The sequence below is a fragment of the Spirosoma sp. 48-14 genome, assembly GCF_001898575.1.
Lineage (GTDB): Bacteria > Bacteroidota > Bacteroidia > Cytophagales > Spirosomataceae > Spirosoma.
Genome location: NZ_MKUD01000001.1, coordinates 554,635 through 570,717 on the forward strand (window position 1 = coordinate 554,635; position 16,083 = coordinate 570,717).

Genomic DNA, 16,083 nt, shown 5'->3' on the forward strand with positions numbered 1-16,083 from the left:
ATGATCTGTTTTGCCTATCATGGAAACAGATCATAATCCGCTCTTCATTATTGTTTTTGTAACCTATCCTTTTGATTTACGGCTGTTATTTCATAAGTTTAGGTTATGATGAGTGAAGAACGAATTCTCGAATTATTGGCCGAAACCCTTCAGCGCATGGATCGCCGTGATGCTGAAATTCAGAGCATTTGGAAACGACTGGAATTGCTTGATCAAAAGACAGATCGGACTATTGAGTTAATTGAACAGCAGGGGGAACGAATTGATCGCCAACAAGATGAGATCAACATGCTGATTGCCCAGATGCTGAAGCACCAGGAGCGACTGGACCGTCATGGCGAAGCTTTTGGGAACCTTCGGGAGCGTACTGAAGCCATACATCAATCCTCCCTTGAACAGCAAAAAGCGTATCAGGCCATTACAGAACTGGTCATGTATCATAACCGGGCGTTGGCGGCTAAAGGAATTTTATAACGCCCATTTAATATATACTGTGCATGATTTTACGGGTCTTTTCGTTAGCTAAGAGCAAAGGGACTTCAGCCTATAAAGAATGCATAGTCTATGAAAGCAACTGTTACGACCGGACTATTACTCATATTCGTTATCGGAATTGCCGTTCTGGCTTGTACGGATACCTCAACAGACCCCATAAACACCGGAAAACTTCGGATTGCGTTTGACAATGTCGTGAGTTCGTCCGATTTAAAACTGGGTACAGGTACGTACCAAAACGCAGCCGGTGAATCCTTCACCATTACAAAATTCAACTACTTCATCAGTAACATCAAGCTCCGTAAAGCAGACGGCAGCGAATACACAATTCCCCAGGATAGCAGCTACTTTCTGATTCAGGAAGAGAAACCAGCCTCTCAAACCATTACGCTTTCTAAAATCCCTACGGGCAATTATACTGGCCTGTCGTTTATGATTGGGGTAGATAGCGCCCGAAGCCTGGCCAATATCAGTCTCCGAACCGGCGCTCTCGATCCTGCCCTCAACGATGGGATGTACTGGGACTGGAATTCAGGCTATATATTTATGAAGATTGAAGGCACTTCACCTGTTGCACCCGCAGCACAGAATAATGCCTTCTTTTATCATATTGGCGGATTTGGTGGTGGGTATAATGGGAAAAAGACGCTCAATAACCTTCGCACCGTTGCCCTTGTTTTTACGGATAGTGGTGCCAATGTGCAGACCAATGCCACCCCTTCGGTTCGAATCGTAACCGACGCCATGAAGATCTTTAACGGGTCAACCAAACTCAGTATTGCCCAGCATCCCTCGGTTATGTTCGACGATTACTCGCCTAATATTGCCAATAACTACGCGCAAATGTTTAGTTACGACCGGACGCTGGCTACCCCATGATTCGGCCCACTTCCATATCGCCTGTACAGATTGGACTCCTGGGTAGTCTGATGGTGTTTCTATTGGTCATCAGTTGCCAGAAAGCCGACAGCCCTGATCCAGACCCTGGTCCTGGCCCAACCGATCCAGGTGGTGGGGGCGTGGTCTATAAACCGACTCCGGTTACGCTTCGCCAGCCCGCTAATTTCCCGGCCATGGTGTATGATCTGAGCCAGAATCCGCTGACTGTGGAAGGTGTTGCCTTAGGCAAAACATTATTTTATGACGCGCAACTCTCACGGGATACCACCGTGAGCTGCGGGTTCTGTCATCAGCAGTTTGCCGGGTTTGGGCATTCCGATCATGCGCTAAGCCATGGAATTGGAAGCCAGTTTGGCACACGTAATGTACCTGGTTTGCAAAATCTGGGTTGGGATCGTGAGTTCTTTTGGGATGGGGGCGTTACGAGCCTCGATGAACTTCCTATTGCGCCTATTCAAAATCCGGTGGAGATGGATTTGAAATTCTCGGAAGCCCTCAGCCGCGTTCAGAAAAGTCCCAAATATCCGCCTATGTTTCAGGCGGCTTTCGGCTCCGATACCGTCACTACAGCTCGATTCCTGAAAGCCATTTCGCAGTTCTTACTGACGCTGGTTTCGGCCGATTCCCGCTATGACAAGTATGTTCGAAAGGAAGCCGGTAGCGATTTGACCAGCGATGAATTGGCTGGCCTGACACTGTTTCAGCAAAAATGTGCTACCTGCCACGCAACGGATTTATTCACCGATAAAAGCTATCGAAACAACGGTTTGCCAGTCAGTTCAATCAACGATCAGGGTCGTTATCGGATTACACTCAACGAATCTGATCGGCTGAAATTCAAAGTGCCAAGCCTTCGCAATGTGGAAAAAACCTTTCCATATATGCACGATGGGCGTTTTACAACGCTGGAACAGGTCATTGAGCATTACCGAACGGGTGTTCAGGATAGCCCCACCCTCGACTCGGCGTTGAAACCTAATGGCCAATTAGGTATTTCCCTGACCGACACACAGAAAAATCAGCTCGTCGCCTTCCTGAAGACTCTGACCGACAATACCTTTATCAGTAACAGAGCATTCAGTCCCAATTAAAACCGGGATTCAACGGATTTTAGGATTAAACAGATTCTGTTCTACTCCGATGAAGCTAAGCAAAATCTGTTTAATCCTAAAATCCGCTGAATCCCGGTTTAGATTAATGCACGTGACTTAGCCGATGCTGGCGAATATTCAGGAAGTGCGTGATGACCAGTCCAGCGGAGGCCAGATAGGCAATGTATTCGAAAACAGGAGCGGTTTCTTCCAGTAAGAGGGCAATGCTGAATAGGCTCAGGAACCCCCAAAGACTCCATTTAACGATCGGCGCAGCAAAATGCCGGGTGGCAAAATAAACAGCTACGATGTTAACCCCGATAAACACATAATCCAGGCTGAGATAACTGACTCGAAGCGTTGAATTCTGCATTAGCGACGTAGTTAAGAGCATAACTGGCGTAATCATGCAGTGAATAATGCATAATATAGAGCCGGTAATACCTATATAGTCAGCTTTGCGGGAAAGAATATCTGTTTTCATAAGCGGATACAAAAGTACGATACGATTAAGAATCGTACGTCTCCTTAACCCACTTTTTTGCAACTAAGTTGCGTAAAGACTGACAAATTGTGAGGGAAATAATCCAGTAGCCAATAGATCAGCGCCTATCAATTGACTTTGGTAAGTACGGATGAGCCGAGCAATTTGCCGTTTTTATTATACGTTTCTGATTTTATGTCAAAAATATTGTTGTCGGTCCGATAGCTCACCACGCGCATAGAGCTGCGGATAGGGATGCCCATAGCTCTGTTTTCAAAACTAACATCCGACGAGATCTTATACGTGTCGAACGTTCCGGCTGGTGTCGTAATCGATTCTTTCCCATCTACTTGTCGGTTTGTCATGGTCATGTTCATGGTCATCATGGTGGTGCCATTGTTTAGCATGTCGGCCTCCATTTTTCCGTCATCCAGTTTCTGCCCCACGCTAAGCTTGGCTGGATACACCAATTTATTGGACTTCAACCGCATTTCCATGTCTTTCATAGTTGACTGCATCGACTGGAGCATGCCCGACATGTCGGCTACCAGTTCATTGCCTGAGCAGGTATACCGAATCGTATAGGGAGGGCGTTGTTTGCCTTTGTCATCTTCAAACAGCGCCGTTATATCTACCACGGTCGATCCGCCTTCCTTGCGAACATCTTTTACCTGATAATTCACCTTACCCGTCAGTTTTTCTTTTGCATTGAAGTGGCTAAGTTCGAAACTCATACCACTTTTAAACGGGATCCCCAGACATTCCTGAGCCTGAGCGTTTATCAGTATTGAAAAAATCAGAAGCAGCGATAACGTGAGCGTTTTCATGCAGATAGAGCCGTTAAGTGTTAAGTCTCAAAGCTAATGAAAGACCGCACCGAATAGTCAAATGCTTTAGGGAACGGCGTAGGAGTTTATGTATGATATAGGATGTATAATGCATGGACGCTACTGATCATACATTATACATCCTATATCATACATAAACTCCTACGCCCACACCATACTAACGATACCCAACAGTATGATAACCTTGCAGAGGTTGCTGAGGTAACCGAAATCTCGACGGGTATCGGCCAGTATGAGCCGGTAAACCAACCAGCCCATTGGTAGGAGCAAAAGCAGGAAAATCAACGTAAGTCGCGGGTTATGGAGAGAGCCAGCGATGACGAAGAGAGAACAGGTAAATAGGCCGATCAGCACATACAATACATATTTGGTTTGGCGTAACCCCAGCACAATGGGCAGAGTACGGCAACCAAATCGAGCATCCCCCCGAATATCCTGCATATCTTTGATGATTTCACGAATAATCGAAATACCAAACGAAAAGAGGGCATACATCAACACCAGATCGGTATTATGCCGATAATAGATGGCCATAACCAGCAGCGAAAGGGCTGACAGGAAGGAAATGACGATATTACCAATCAGCATCTGGCGTTTGAACAGAGCCGAATAAAACCACAATAATGTAACAGCAACTACATCAATCAGGAACACCCATTTGCTCAAATAGAGCCCTATCAGACAGCCAATCACATTCAAAACCTGGTGTACACCCATAGCCACCCGGCGTTTCAAATACCGCCCGATAATGACTCGATCAGGCTTATTAACCAGGTCGATTTTAACATCGAAATAATCATTGATGATATAGCCTGCCGCAGCAATACAGACCGTCGATAGGCAGAGTAGCCAGATACCGGGATCGATCAGAAGCTGTAGGCCCTCCTGACGGGGACCCACTAAAAACAGACGCGCCATTACCTGCATCAGCACAACGATCAACAGATTCTGCAGCCGGATGAGCCGCAAAAAACCGAACGTAAACGCAGAAAAAGTAGCCTGTTGACGCGCAAGCATGATGAGTTATTTGAATCAAAATTAAGGCTTTTAGATGAAAGAGTGATAAACTCTTCCAATGAACATTACCTAACTAACCTGTGGCGATATAAAGACGCTATCATTGCCGAATCGCTGCACTGGGGACTTGTAAAAAACAGCAGCCAGACGTTATTTGTTAACCCTATCGAATCGTTCATTCATTTTCTTTTATATATCCTTCATCACCAATGGGATTCTTTTTGCATCCATTTGTTGTTGAGAGACAAACTCGTTCTCTTGCGCATGAAAATTGGCATTGTGTGCTACCCGACTTTTGGGGGCAGTGGCGTGGTGGCTACCGAACTTGGTAAAGCGTTAGCCAAAAATGGTCACCAGATTCATTTCATTACCTACCAGCAACCACCTCGACTCGACTTTTTCAACGAAAATGTTTTTTATCATGAAGTAAATATACCCTCATACCCACTCTTCCAGTATGCTCCGTATGAATCGGCGCTGGCGAGTGAAATGGTCAATGTGGTTCAGAACGAGAACGTTGATTTATTACATGTTCATTACGCCATTCCCCATGCATCGGCCGCTTACATGGCCAAAATGATTCTTCGTTCGCAGGGGCGGGTTGTACCTGTTGTAACGACGCTTCACGGAACGGACATCACGTTGGTCGGTAAGGATGCTTCCTACGAGCCCGTTGTTACATTTAGTATCAACGAGTCGGATGGTGTTACGTCGGTGTCGGAAGATTTGCGGCAGGATACCTACAAGCATTTCAAGGTCCATCGGGAAATTGAAGTTATTCCAAACTTTATTGATCTGGATCGGTTCAAACGGCAGCAGAAGGAGCATTTCAAAAAAGCGATTTGCCCCAATGGCGAAAAGTTGATTGTGCATACTTCCAACTTCCGGCGTGTGAAACGTATCGACGATGCCGTGATGGCCTTTTACCACATTCAACAGGGCATTCCTGCCAAGCTATTGCTGGTAGGCGATGGACCCGAGCGAGCCCGTATTGAGCGGCTTGTGCGTGATCTGGGTATTTACGATCAGGTACGCTTTCTGGGAAAGCTCGATCAGGTTGAAGAAGTTCTGTCGGTTGCCGATCTGTTTATTATGCCTTCCGAAAACGAAAGTTTTGGATTGGCTGCTCTGGAAGCCATGGCCTGTGAGGTACCGCTGATTACGTCGAATGCGGGTGGATTGCCTGAGTTGAACCTACATGGTATAACAGGATTTCTAAGCCCGGTTGGCGATGTGGAGGACATGGTCAGAAATGCCTTGTATATACTTGACGATAATCATCTGCCAACGTTCAAACAAAATGCCCTGGCAAGGGCTAAAGAGTTTGAGTTATCCCGTATCTTGCCCCGGTACGAAGCGTATTATGAGCGTGTTTTGCAGGAAGTGAAACCGCTGGTTAGTTAATAGGGTTACCAGTTTCGGTTTTCGTTAGCCGATGTGAGAATTAGAGACGCATCAACCATCGAAGATCAAGACTATAATCCGTAAACAGATACCCATGAATCCAAACATACCCCAAACGGATCGCAAACGTGTCGTTATTGTCGGTGCGGGTTTTGGCGGGCTTAAACTAGCTCGAAAATTATCGCATCGAAAAGAGTTTCAGGTAGTTCTTATCAATAAACAGAACTATCACGAATTCCAACCCCTTTATTATCAGGTAGCAACGGCAGGACTGGAAGCCAACTCCATATTATTCCCGTTACGGGCCGTATTTGGTGGCTGTAAAAACGTGCACATCCGGGTAACAACGGTAACGGGCATTCGTACGGCCGATAAAACTGTTGACACAGAGCTTGGTCCTGTCACGTACGATTATCTGGTCATGGCTACCGGGGCCGACACTAACTTTTTCAATCAGCAGAATATAATTGAAAAAGGATTGTCCATGAAGTCAGTGTCGGAAGCGATTGCGCTGCGAAACCGAATGCTTCAGAATTTTGAGGATGCCCTCAGCGTTGAAACGCAGGATGAGCGAGAAGGGTTGATGGATGTGGTCGTAGTAGGCGGAGGACCAACTGGGGTGGAACTCTGTGGCACGTTGGCCGAAATGCGGAGAACAGTGTTACCCGTCGATTATCCAGAACTGGATTTTAAGATGATGGATATTTTCCTCATCGAATCGGGCGGAGAGTTGCTGGGTCCTATGTCGGTACAATCCCAGGAGCACTCGCTGAACTATTTACAGGAGTTAGGCGTAATTGTGAAGCTCAATACCCGGGTAAAAGATTTCGATGGACGTATTGTGACAATGAATGACGGCTCAACGCTCCGTACAAACAACCTCATCTGGGCTGCCGGGGTAAAAGCCAATCCATTAGCAGGCCTACCGCCTGACGTACTGGGGCGAGGAGGGCGTGTGCTGGTAAATCGATATAGTCAGGTTCAGGGCTTTACCGACATCTTTGCCATCGGCGACGTAGCCTTGATGACGGAAGAGAAATGGCCGAACGGGCACCCCCAAGTAGCTCAGCCTGCTATTCAGCAAGGGCGGCACTTGGCAAAAAATCTACTCCACTGGGTACGCAACGAGCAACCTGAAGCGTTTACGTATAACGATCTGGGAACAATGGCTACTATTGGCCGCGGATTAGCTGTGGTTGACCTGCCGTATTTAAAATTTCAAGGATTTTTCGCCTGGTTGACCTGGCTCTTTGTTCACTTAATGTCGATTGTAGGCGTTAAAAACCGTTTATTTATTTTCCTAAACTGGATGGTCAACTATCTGACTTACAGTAACTCATTACGTCTTATCATAAAGCCTAAGCTACCAAAAGGCGATGTAAAGGCCATGCAGGAAAAACTTTCCGATCAGGTGGAAGTTAGGACATAACCAAGATGGTAAACTTATTTTACTATTGAATCGGGGCTAATGAACGGGTTTTCCTATTATTTTTGTGGTGTTAACTGAGTACGACTCTATGGAATCTGAAAAAGAGAAGTTACAGACAATGGCAGGGCATGGAAAAACCCGGCCCAAGAATAGTGGCACAAAACAGCTATTCGACAATCCAATTTTAGAGGCTTTGTCGAGAACGCATATTATGGTGCCTATTTCGATGTGGCTGATTTTATCAGCCTTTCTGGTTTGGTATGCGTTTACGTATACGGATATGGGCAACTGGACAATTGGTGGCCTTTTTGTAGTTGGATTGTTCTCGTTTACCCTGTTCGAGTACATTTTGCATCGGTATCTGTATCATCTGGCTCCCACAACACCGAGCCGTGCTAAAATACAGTACACATTTCATGGTGTTCACCACGAATATCCGAAAGATAAGACCCGGCTGGCTATGCCACCTGCACTAGCTGTTTTTGTTGCAGCCTTCTTTTTTGGCATGTTTTTCCTGTTGATGGGTGAGGCCGCTTATGCCTTCTTTCCTGGTTTTCTAGTGGGTTATTCGGGGTATCTGGCTACGCACTTCATCGTACATGCCTATGCACCGCCGAAGAATTTCTTCAAGCAGTTATGGGTAAACCACAGTGTCCATCACTATAAGAATCCAGAAAGTAACTACGGTGTGTCGTCACCAATGTGGGATTATGTATTTGGATCTTTCCAGAAGTAATTAACTGATTACGAGTCATTCGTGATGAAGCCCGTTCAGGATCCTGAACGGGCTTCGTTGTTTTTAAACATGGTTAACGATTATCGATCAAGGCTTCATGAGAAGACGTTCAAGGATTTGCTTAGTCTGAGGATATGTCAGTATTGTTTCATGCGTAGCCCCGGCCACGGCGACAAACTGGTCTTTGGTATGTGTGTACGGTTGGAGCTTGTACGCAGTGCTGTGGACGTTATCCGTACTGATAATTACCACTGGACGAGAAGCTTTTTGCACATCTTCTTCAGTATGAAAAGTAAATCCATTCACAGACGGCAATGGAAAATAAACCAGATCTGTAAAGCGATCACTAAAATCACCACCAGCCGAAGCAGGATCGATGAGTATGGTGAACTTAGGTCGGTTCGAAGCCGCCAGATGCGCAGCCACCCGGCCACCTAAGGAGTAGCCGCAAATCACAATCTCGTCTGGTGGGTAGCGATGGGCTAAGGAATCATAAACCGTTTGGGCATCACTGTAGAAATTGGTTAAACTGATAGCTCCTTTACTTTTACCATGTTGTCGATAGTCGGAGATCAATACATCATAATTGAATTGAAGAAAGGTTGGCGCTATCGCGCCCCAGTTGGCTAAATTTCCTCCGTTACCTTTCCAGAAGCAGACCACCCCTTTAGCCTGAGGAGCCTTAAAGAGCAAGGCATTTAACGAACCTGCTTTCGGAGTTTGAATGGTTAGCTCCTCAAAGTGTTGAGAAAATGTGTAGCGAAACGCATCCGGCAATGGCGTTGATCGATACCGATTGATCTGCTCATCTTTTCCGACGTAGAGGAATAGATAAATCCCAATGTATAGTAGAAGAATGGTTAGCCCTATCCATGCTCTCTTAAACCATCTTTTTTTAGTAACCATCGACTCAAGAATTCAAAGGAGCCAAATCTAATTGGTTGATAGGTAAATCCTTTCTTAACTAATGTTAAACGGAGCGGTTTAGAATTTTGCATTAACTATCGGTCTTCAAATAGGCTATATGCACGCTTGAGCAGTATATATACTAGGGTTCTGTTGGTAGAAGTAGTCTATTGGGCCATTGATGAAGACGAACCCAAATAAGAATCCGGCTGGTATAGGGGTAAAAAAGCTCAAGCTGCTTCTTTACGTATAGAATCTGACATTAATAAGCCTGGTTTATGAATGTGGTTTTAGTTATCGGGGCGTTATGTTGAGCCAATCGTTCTAACCTGATAACCAACACTCAATAGTTACTGAATCTGTTTATATCTGTTTTATGAATCTATCAGACAACTCAACGCCCAGCCAGAATAGCGAGGGCGCAACAACCCGACGCAAGTTTTTACAGGCTGGCGCTTTGGCTACGGCGGGATTTTTTATTGTTCCGCGCCATGTTCTGGGCGGTAAAGGCTTTATTGCCCCTAGTGATAAACTCAACATTGCCGGTGTTGGCTTTGGTGGTAAAGGGTTTAGCGATACCAATAATTCGTATAACAACGGGGCTAACAACATCGTAGCATTGTGCGATGTAGACTGGGGACTACCCCGCGTGAAGGAAAACTTTACCAAGCATCCGAATGCAAAACGCTATAAGGACTTCCGGGAGATGCTGGATAAAGAAGGAAAAACTATTGATGCCGTAACCGTATCAACAGCCGACCATACCCACGCTGTTGTCGCAATGGCAGCCATGATGCGGGGCAAACACGTGTATGTACAGAAACCACTGACACATAATATTTACGAAGCCCGGATGCTTACCGAAGCAGCTCGTAAATACAAAGTTGTGACTCAAATGGGGAACCAGGGTTCGTCGAATCCGCAGCAGAAGCAAATGGTGGAGTGGTTCGATAAAGGACTTCTGGGCACAGTGCATACTGTAAACCTCTGGACCAACCGGCCTGTTTGGCCACAAGGCATTCCTGTGCCAGCAGCAGTAGATCAGGTTCCCGTTGATCTGGATTGGGATCTCTGGTTAGGGCCCGCGCAGAAAGTTGGCTACACACCTGCTTATCACCCATTTAAATGGCGCGGCTGGTGGAATTTTGGCGCTGGTGCTCTGGGTGACATTGGTTGCCACATTATGGATACGCCATTCCGCGTACTTGGCCTTGGGTATCCAACCGAAGTTGAAACCAGTATTGGGCAGGTATTCATTAAAGACTGGACGCCCGAATACATTCCCGAAGGTTGCCCACCGTCGTCACACGTGGAGTTGAAATTCCCGGCAACGGCTAAAAATAAATCGGTGGTAAAAATGATCTGGGAAGATGGAGGGATTCGACCTTTCCGCCCGGATATGCTACCTGAAGGAGAACCAATGCCCGAAAATGGCGAAAATGGTGTTCTTATCCACGGCGATAAAGGCTTGCTGGTCTGTGGTATGTATGGCGAAGATCCAAAGCTTTATACCAAAGATGGCAAGAAAATAGTAGGTGATCCGAAACCAAAGCCTGCCGACGGCTCCAAGCCCCTGCCCGAAAATGGGCACCAGGTATTATGGACCGAAGCCTGTAAGGCGGGTTTTAATAGCAAAGAGCATAAAGCGCTTACCTCGTCTTTTGACTTTGCTGGCCCTCTAACCGAATCGGTTCTTATGGGTAACCTAGCGATTCGCAGTTATACCGTTCGTACGCCCAAGGCCGATGGAAAAGGCTTTAATTATCCTGGCCGTAAACGATTGACCTGGGATGGCAAAAACATGAAGATCACCAATTTCGACGAAGCGAACCAGTTTGTGAAGCGGGAATACCGCGAAGGCTGGTCGTTGAACGCGTAGGTAGAAAAGTATTGGGAGCGGGGAGTGAGTACCAGGAGTTGCAAACGCATCTTTTCTCCTGATACTCACTCCCCGCTCCCATTACTGCTTTAAACACGTCGTTTAACTAAACTCATCGCCATTGTCCGCAATCGATTATGAGCAATATACGCCCAGATAATGAGCATATACATCGAAAAATCCTGGTACGAAACGGGCAGGGCTGTGTTGTTGACATAGTAACGAGTTGAGGTAAACGTGAGAGTAGGCGTAAAGCCGATCAGGTTCTCGTAACCCAGAATGAGCGTTAAACCTAGCACATAAAACAAGTAGTCAGGCTTGCGAACAGCCCAAAGAACTATGGCCAGTAACGTAGCAGCAAAGCCAGCGTAATGTTTCCAGGTCAGCACTAAGTCGGTTGTTGTGGCCACATAAACCGAGTAAAGTTGTACGGCTAGTAAAGCGATGACAATAAGCCCATAACCATAAAATTCTTTGAGCTGAGAACGTTGCATAAAGTACGTGCGTTACGGTAAATTGAAACAAAAGATGATGTAAATGATAAATATACAATATATACTACTACATACATAGACTAAGAGCATAATTTTGCCTTACCTATTCACATTGGGCTGATTACAAACCCAGACCGAATGATGATATTGCAGGTAATTTTCTAACAATCTATGCGTAATTGTTCGGCGCACATCGTTGACTCCGACACAGCATCGATAATCTCATAATTCAGGGAATTGACTTTTAAACGAGAAACATAAATTAGCTATCCATCTTTTTAAACCACGTATTTGTGAGTACCCCATCCCCTACTCTTCGAACAGTCAACGTCATTCGCTACGTTACGCCGTTGCGTGAAGGTGGTTCGCTACCCGCCCTTGTCGAAGCCGATGACGATTTTTTGTACGTATTGAAGTTTCGCGGAGCTGGCCAGGGCACCAAAGCGTTGATTGCCGAATTGGTTGCGGGTGAAATCGCCCGATTACTGGGTCTCCGCGTGCCGGAAATCGTCTTTATCAATCTGGATGTTGCCTTTGGCCGCAGCGAACCCGACGAAGAAATTCAGGATTTGCTACGAGCGAGTGAAGGGCTGAATCTGGGGCTTCATTACCTGTCGGGAGCTATAACCTTCGACCCGATTCTGAACGACTTATCGCCCCGGCTGGCTTCGCAGATTGTCTGGCTCGATGCCTTTGTGATGAATGTAGACCGAACAGCCCGCAACACGAACATGCTCATGTGGCATAAGGAGTTGTGGCTGATCGATCATGGGGCTTCACTCTACGTACATCATACCGGCCCTACCTGGCCAGAGCAAAGCCGACGACCATTTACCCAGATCAAAGACCATGTATTACTGCCCAAGGCTACCGAACTGGATGCGGTCGATGCCGAATTCCGGCAGCTACTGACCCTAGGCTATATCCAGGCCATTGTATCACTCATACCCGACGACTGGCTGATGAACAATGGCTCAACAGACTCCCCCTCCGACCAGCGGCAGGTATACGCCCGTTTTTTAGAGGACCGACTGGCCTCATCTGAACTATTTGTCAACGAAGCGAAGAATGCCAGAAATGCACTTGTTTGAGTACGCCGTTATCCGGGTGGTTCCCTGCGTTGAGCGGCAGGAGTTTCTGAACGTCGGTGTCATTGTCTACTGCCGGGGGCAGGGCTTTTTACAAACACGATTTGCGCTGAATGAAGCTCGGCTTAAGGCATTTTCAGCGAAATTAGACCTGGACGAACTAACCGGACGGCTACAGGCTTTTGAACGAATCTGCGCAGGCAAAGCTGAGGGTGGCCCAATAGGGAAACTAGCCATTGCCGAACGATTTCGCTGGCTAACAGCAACCCGCAGTACCGTCGTGCAAACTTCGCCTGTACACCCCGGCTTGTGTACCAATGCAGCCGAAACGCTGGACAAACTGTTCGAGCAACTGGTGCTATGATTTCTTTTCGACAGGATTGACAAGATTTACAGGATTTTGCTGACATATTCACATTGTCGACCCCTATTCATCCTGTAAATCTTGTCAATCCTGTCGAAAAACGAATTGGTGTAATCCCTATGAAGCACTTCATCCTGATCCTTTTTCTCTGCCCACTCTTCACTGCGTTTGCGCAGCCCCGAACGGACGCTTTTCTGACGAAGTTACTGGCAACGAACCAAAGTGCTGTTTTTAAGGAAGTAATGCGGCATCCCGACACCTATCGGCTACAAATTATCTATACGCAGATTGATCGTGACAAAGCCAATAAGCCGTCGTTTAAACACTACTACTTTCGCGTCGACAGCACCGAATACTTCAACCCCGCATCGACCGTAAAACTGCCGCTAGCCCTGCTCTCGCTCGAAAAACTGAACCGGCTCAATAAACCCGGTGTCACCAAATACACCGCCATGCAGTTCGACAGTGCCTACAGCAAACAAACCCGAGAATGGACAGATACGACTTCGGAGAGCGGCTATCCATCCATTGCACACTGCATTAAAAAAGCGTTTCTGGTGAGTGAAAACGACCCCTACAGCCGTATGTATGAGTTTGTCGGACAAAGCGAAATCAATCGGTCGCTACACGCCAAAGGGTATCTGGACACGCGCATTACCCACCGATTTGTCCGCATGAACGCCGACGAAAATCGTCATACCAATCCCATCCGGTTTATTCGGCCAGATGGCCGTTTGATTTATGCCCAGCCAGCGGCTTTTAATACCGACCCATTTGATTTCCGACGCGAAGCCCGGCTTGGAACAGGCTATTATATGCGGGATAGTCTGGTGCATGAGCCGTTCAATTTCACCGAGCGGAATAAATTTCCGCTGGAAGCTTTTCAGCAAATTTTGCAATCGGTACTGTTTCCCGAATCGGTTACCCCCAACCAACGATTTAACCTGACTAATGACGACTATCGATTTGTTTACCAATACCTGTCGCAGTATCCGGGCGAGACAAATTATCCGAAATACGACGCCAAACAGTATTACGATAGCTATGTAAAATTTTTCTTTATGGACAGTCTGCACCATCAGATGCCTACCGATGTCCGGGTGTTCAACAAGGTGGGTTGGGCCTATGGTTTCCTGACCGATGCGTCGTATGTGGTGGATTTCAAAAATAAGGTCGAATACATGCTCACGGCCACGATTTATGTAAACAGCGATGGCATTCTGAACGACGACAAATATGAGTACGACACCGTTGGGCACCCGTTTCTGTACCAGTTGGGCCAAACGATCTATCAGTATGAACAAAGCCGCAAACGCCTTTATAAACCTGACCTGAGTAAGTTTAAAATCACTTACGAAAAGCGAATCAACGACAACCGCCCAACCGTAAAAAACGTTGACAATTAAACCGTTACGGAATAAGGCTTTTTACCCGTATGCATCTTCAATCTACTTTTCGCGCCTAGGGTGAGGGCAGATTCTTAAATCTGCCCTTGTGAGGTTTCTCAAAACCGAACGGTATGTCTGACTCGGTTTCGAGAAACCTCACGAGGCAGGTTCTTGCAACCTGCCCCCACTAAATCAAACAGTTCTTTAACTTTATGCATCTTCAATCTACATTTCGCACACTGGCGCTGATCGTGCTGACAGCACTGTCTGTGCAGGCCCAAACTGCCACAAAGCAAAATCCTCCACAATTAACGACAGCGACTCCTGAATCGGCGGGTTTCTCGTCGGAACGACTTAACCGGCTCGACGGGCTCCTTCAGTCGTACATCGACCAGGGAGCTTTTCCGGGCGCATCGGCCATTGTGGTTCGGGATGGCAAAATTGTGTATTACAAAGCCTTTGGCAAATCGGACCTCGACGACAATAAGCCTCTAGCTAAAGACGCCATTTACCGGATTGCGTCGATGACCAAAGCCATCACGTCGCTGGCCGTTATGATGCTGCACGAAGAGGGAAAAATAATGCTCGATGATCCCATCAGCAAATACATCCCTGAATTTACTAAACCCGTTGTGCTTGACAAATTCAACGAAAAAGATAGTACCTATACCACCGTACCAGCCAAGCGGGAAATTACCGTTCGGCATTTGCTGTCGCATATGTCGGGAATCAATTACAACGTCATCGCCAGCGATCCCCGGATGCGGGCTATTTACACCAAAGCGGGCGGTATCCCCGATGCCTTCGTGACTCAGAATTACACGCTCGGACAAATGGTGAAGCAACTGGCCAAACAACCCCTCAATCACCAGCCCGGCGAAAAATGGACCTACGGCCTGAGTATTGATGTGCTTGGTTATCTGGTCGAAGTCGTGTCGGGTCAAAGTCTGGCGCAGTTTTTCGAGAAGCGTATCTTTGAACCACTGGGCATGAAAGACACTTTCTTCTACTTACCCGACACCAAGAAAGACAGGTTGGTGAAATTGTATTCGGAAGACAAAGAGAAAAAGCTGGTCAAAACCTCCAGCCTCAAAACTCTCCCCGTCGATCCCGATTACCCAATTATGGGTGCCAAAACCTACTATTCGGGTGGTGGTGGCTTATCCAGTACAGCCTATGATTACGCTATTTTTCTACAAATGCTACTGAACAATGGCGTCTACAATGGCAAGCGATTCCTGAGCCGTAAAAGTATCGACCTGTTTACGCAAAGCAATCAGACCGGCACGCTGTTTCCAGACCCCGGCAACTACTTTAGCCTGGGCTTCCAGGTTGTTGGTGAAAAAGGGCATAACAATGACCTGAACAGTATTGGCACCTACGCCTGGGGCGGTGCGTTCAGCACACACTACATCGCTGATCCGAAAGAGAAAATTGCCATCGTCCTGATGAAACAGATGTGGGGCACTACTTACGGCGGTGAACTCGACAGAAAATTTGATGTGCTGGTGTATCAGGCACTGGATGATTAGTGCTTGCTAATGCTTTCCGGAAATGTGA

Annotated in this window: 16 protein-coding genes; 11 read left to right on the forward strand and 5 right to left on the reverse strand. The window is 46.8% G+C overall.

What is annotated here, in order from left to right; translation table 11 throughout:
- Positions 1-105 precede the first annotated feature (105 nt).
- From BGO59_RS02160 to BGO59_RS02170, 3 genes are all read left to right on the forward strand, one after another.
- The gene (locus BGO59_RS02160) at positions 106-474 is read left to right on the forward strand and encodes a hypothetical protein (protein WP_293679765.1); all 369 of its coding nucleotides are present in this window, start codon (positions 106-108) and stop codon (positions 472-474) included.
- Positions 475-564: 90 nt separating this feature from the next.
- The gene (locus BGO59_RS02165; RefSeq protein ID WP_293679766.1) at positions 565-1,374 is read left to right on the forward strand and encodes an MbnP family protein; all 810 of its coding nucleotides are present in this window, start codon (positions 565-567) and stop codon (positions 1,372-1,374) included.
- Positions 1,371-2,486 (forward strand): cytochrome c peroxidase, encoded by a 1,116-nt coding sequence (locus tag BGO59_RS02170; RefSeq protein WP_293679768.1) that lies wholly within the window; start codon positions 1,371-1,373, stop codon positions 2,484-2,486. The genes BGO59_RS02165 and BGO59_RS02170 overlap by 4 nt, the downstream gene beginning before the upstream one ends.
- Before the next feature lie 103 nt (positions 2,487-2,589).
- Here BGO59_RS02170 and BGO59_RS02175 read toward each other — a convergent pair whose 3' ends face one another.
- The 3 genes from BGO59_RS02175 to BGO59_RS02185 all read right to left on the reverse strand — a co-directional run bounded on the left by BGO59_RS02175 (position 2,590) and on the right by BGO59_RS02185 (position 4,835).
- Positions 2,590-2,970, reverse strand: coding sequence for a MerC domain-containing protein (locus BGO59_RS02175; RefSeq protein ID WP_293679769.1), 381 nt, complete (start codon positions 2,968-2,970; stop codon positions 2,590-2,592).
- A 128-nt stretch (positions 2,971-3,098) separates the two neighbouring features.
- On the reverse strand, positions 3,099-3,797 hold the full coding sequence (locus BGO59_RS02180; RefSeq protein WP_293679771.1) for a hypothetical protein: 699 nt from the start codon (positions 3,795-3,797) through the stop codon (positions 3,099-3,101).
- Between the two features lie 162 nt (positions 3,798-3,959).
- On the reverse strand, positions 3,960-4,835 hold the full coding sequence (locus tag BGO59_RS02185) for a geranylgeranylglycerol-phosphate geranylgeranyltransferase (RefSeq protein ID WP_293679772.1): 876 nt from the start codon (positions 4,833-4,835) through the stop codon (positions 3,960-3,962).
- 264 nt (positions 4,836-5,099) lie between these two features.
- Between BGO59_RS02185 and bshA the strand changes: the two genes are divergently transcribed.
- The 3 genes from bshA (at position 5,100) to BGO59_RS02200 (ending at position 8,404) form a co-directional block, all read left to right on the forward strand.
- Positions 5,100-6,239, forward strand: coding sequence for an N-acetyl-alpha-D-glucosaminyl L-malate synthase BshA (gene bshA / locus BGO59_RS02190; RefSeq protein WP_293679774.1), 1,140 nt, complete (start codon positions 5,100-5,102; stop codon positions 6,237-6,239).
- Positions 6,240-6,333: 94 nt separating this feature from the next.
- Positions 6,334-7,668 (forward strand): NAD(P)/FAD-dependent oxidoreductase, encoded by a 1,335-nt coding sequence (locus BGO59_RS02195; RefSeq protein ID WP_293679776.1) that lies wholly within the window; start codon positions 6,334-6,336, stop codon positions 7,666-7,668.
- Positions 7,669-7,756: 88 nt separating this feature from the next.
- Complete coding sequence (locus tag BGO59_RS02200) at positions 7,757-8,404, forward strand: sterol desaturase family protein (RefSeq protein ID WP_293679778.1); 648 nt, start codon at positions 7,757-7,759, stop codon at positions 8,402-8,404.
- Between the two features lie 87 nt (positions 8,405-8,491).
- On the opposite strand, the gene BGO59_RS02205 is transcribed toward BGO59_RS02200, so the two are convergent.
- A complete protein-coding gene (locus tag BGO59_RS02205) occupies positions 8,492-9,310 on the reverse strand; it encodes an alpha/beta fold hydrolase (protein WP_293679780.1) in 819 nt (272 codons plus the stop codon).
- A gap of 376 nt (positions 9,311-9,686) precedes the next feature.
- On the opposite strand from BGO59_RS02205, the gene BGO59_RS02210 reads away from it, so the two are divergent.
- Entirely contained in the window at positions 9,687-11,189 is a 1,503-nt protein-coding gene (locus BGO59_RS02210; protein WP_293679782.1) for a Gfo/Idh/MocA family oxidoreductase, read from the forward strand.
- Positions 11,190-11,278: 89 nt separating this feature from the next.
- Here BGO59_RS02210 and BGO59_RS02215 read toward each other — a convergent pair whose 3' ends face one another.
- A complete protein-coding gene (locus BGO59_RS02215) occupies positions 11,279-11,683 on the reverse strand; it encodes a hypothetical protein (RefSeq protein ID WP_293679784.1) in 405 nt (134 codons plus the stop codon).
- A 293-nt stretch (positions 11,684-11,976) separates the two neighbouring features.
- Between BGO59_RS02215 and BGO59_RS02220 the strand changes: the two genes are divergently transcribed.
- The 4 genes from BGO59_RS02220 (at position 11,977) to BGO59_RS02235 (ending at position 16,055) form a co-directional block, all read left to right on the forward strand.
- Positions 11,977-12,774: a HipA family kinase gene (locus tag BGO59_RS02220; protein WP_293679785.1), complete on the forward strand. Its 798-nt coding sequence runs from the start codon at positions 11,977-11,979 to the stop codon at positions 12,772-12,774.
- A complete protein-coding gene (locus BGO59_RS02225; protein ID WP_293679786.1) occupies positions 12,752-13,135 on the forward strand; it encodes a DUF3037 domain-containing protein in 384 nt (127 codons plus the stop codon). The genes BGO59_RS02220 and BGO59_RS02225 overlap by 23 nt, the downstream gene beginning before the upstream one ends.
- A 119-nt stretch (positions 13,136-13,254) precedes the next feature.
- Positions 13,255-14,541, forward strand: a complete 1,287-nt coding sequence (locus tag BGO59_RS02230) for a serine hydrolase (RefSeq protein ID WP_293679788.1) — start codon at positions 13,255-13,257, stop codon at positions 14,539-14,541.
- Between the two features lie 194 nt (positions 14,542-14,735).
- The gene (locus BGO59_RS02235; protein WP_293679789.1) at positions 14,736-16,055 is read left to right on the forward strand and encodes a serine hydrolase; all 1,320 of its coding nucleotides are present in this window, start codon (positions 14,736-14,738) and stop codon (positions 16,053-16,055) included.
- Positions 16,056-16,083 lie beyond the last annotated feature (28 nt).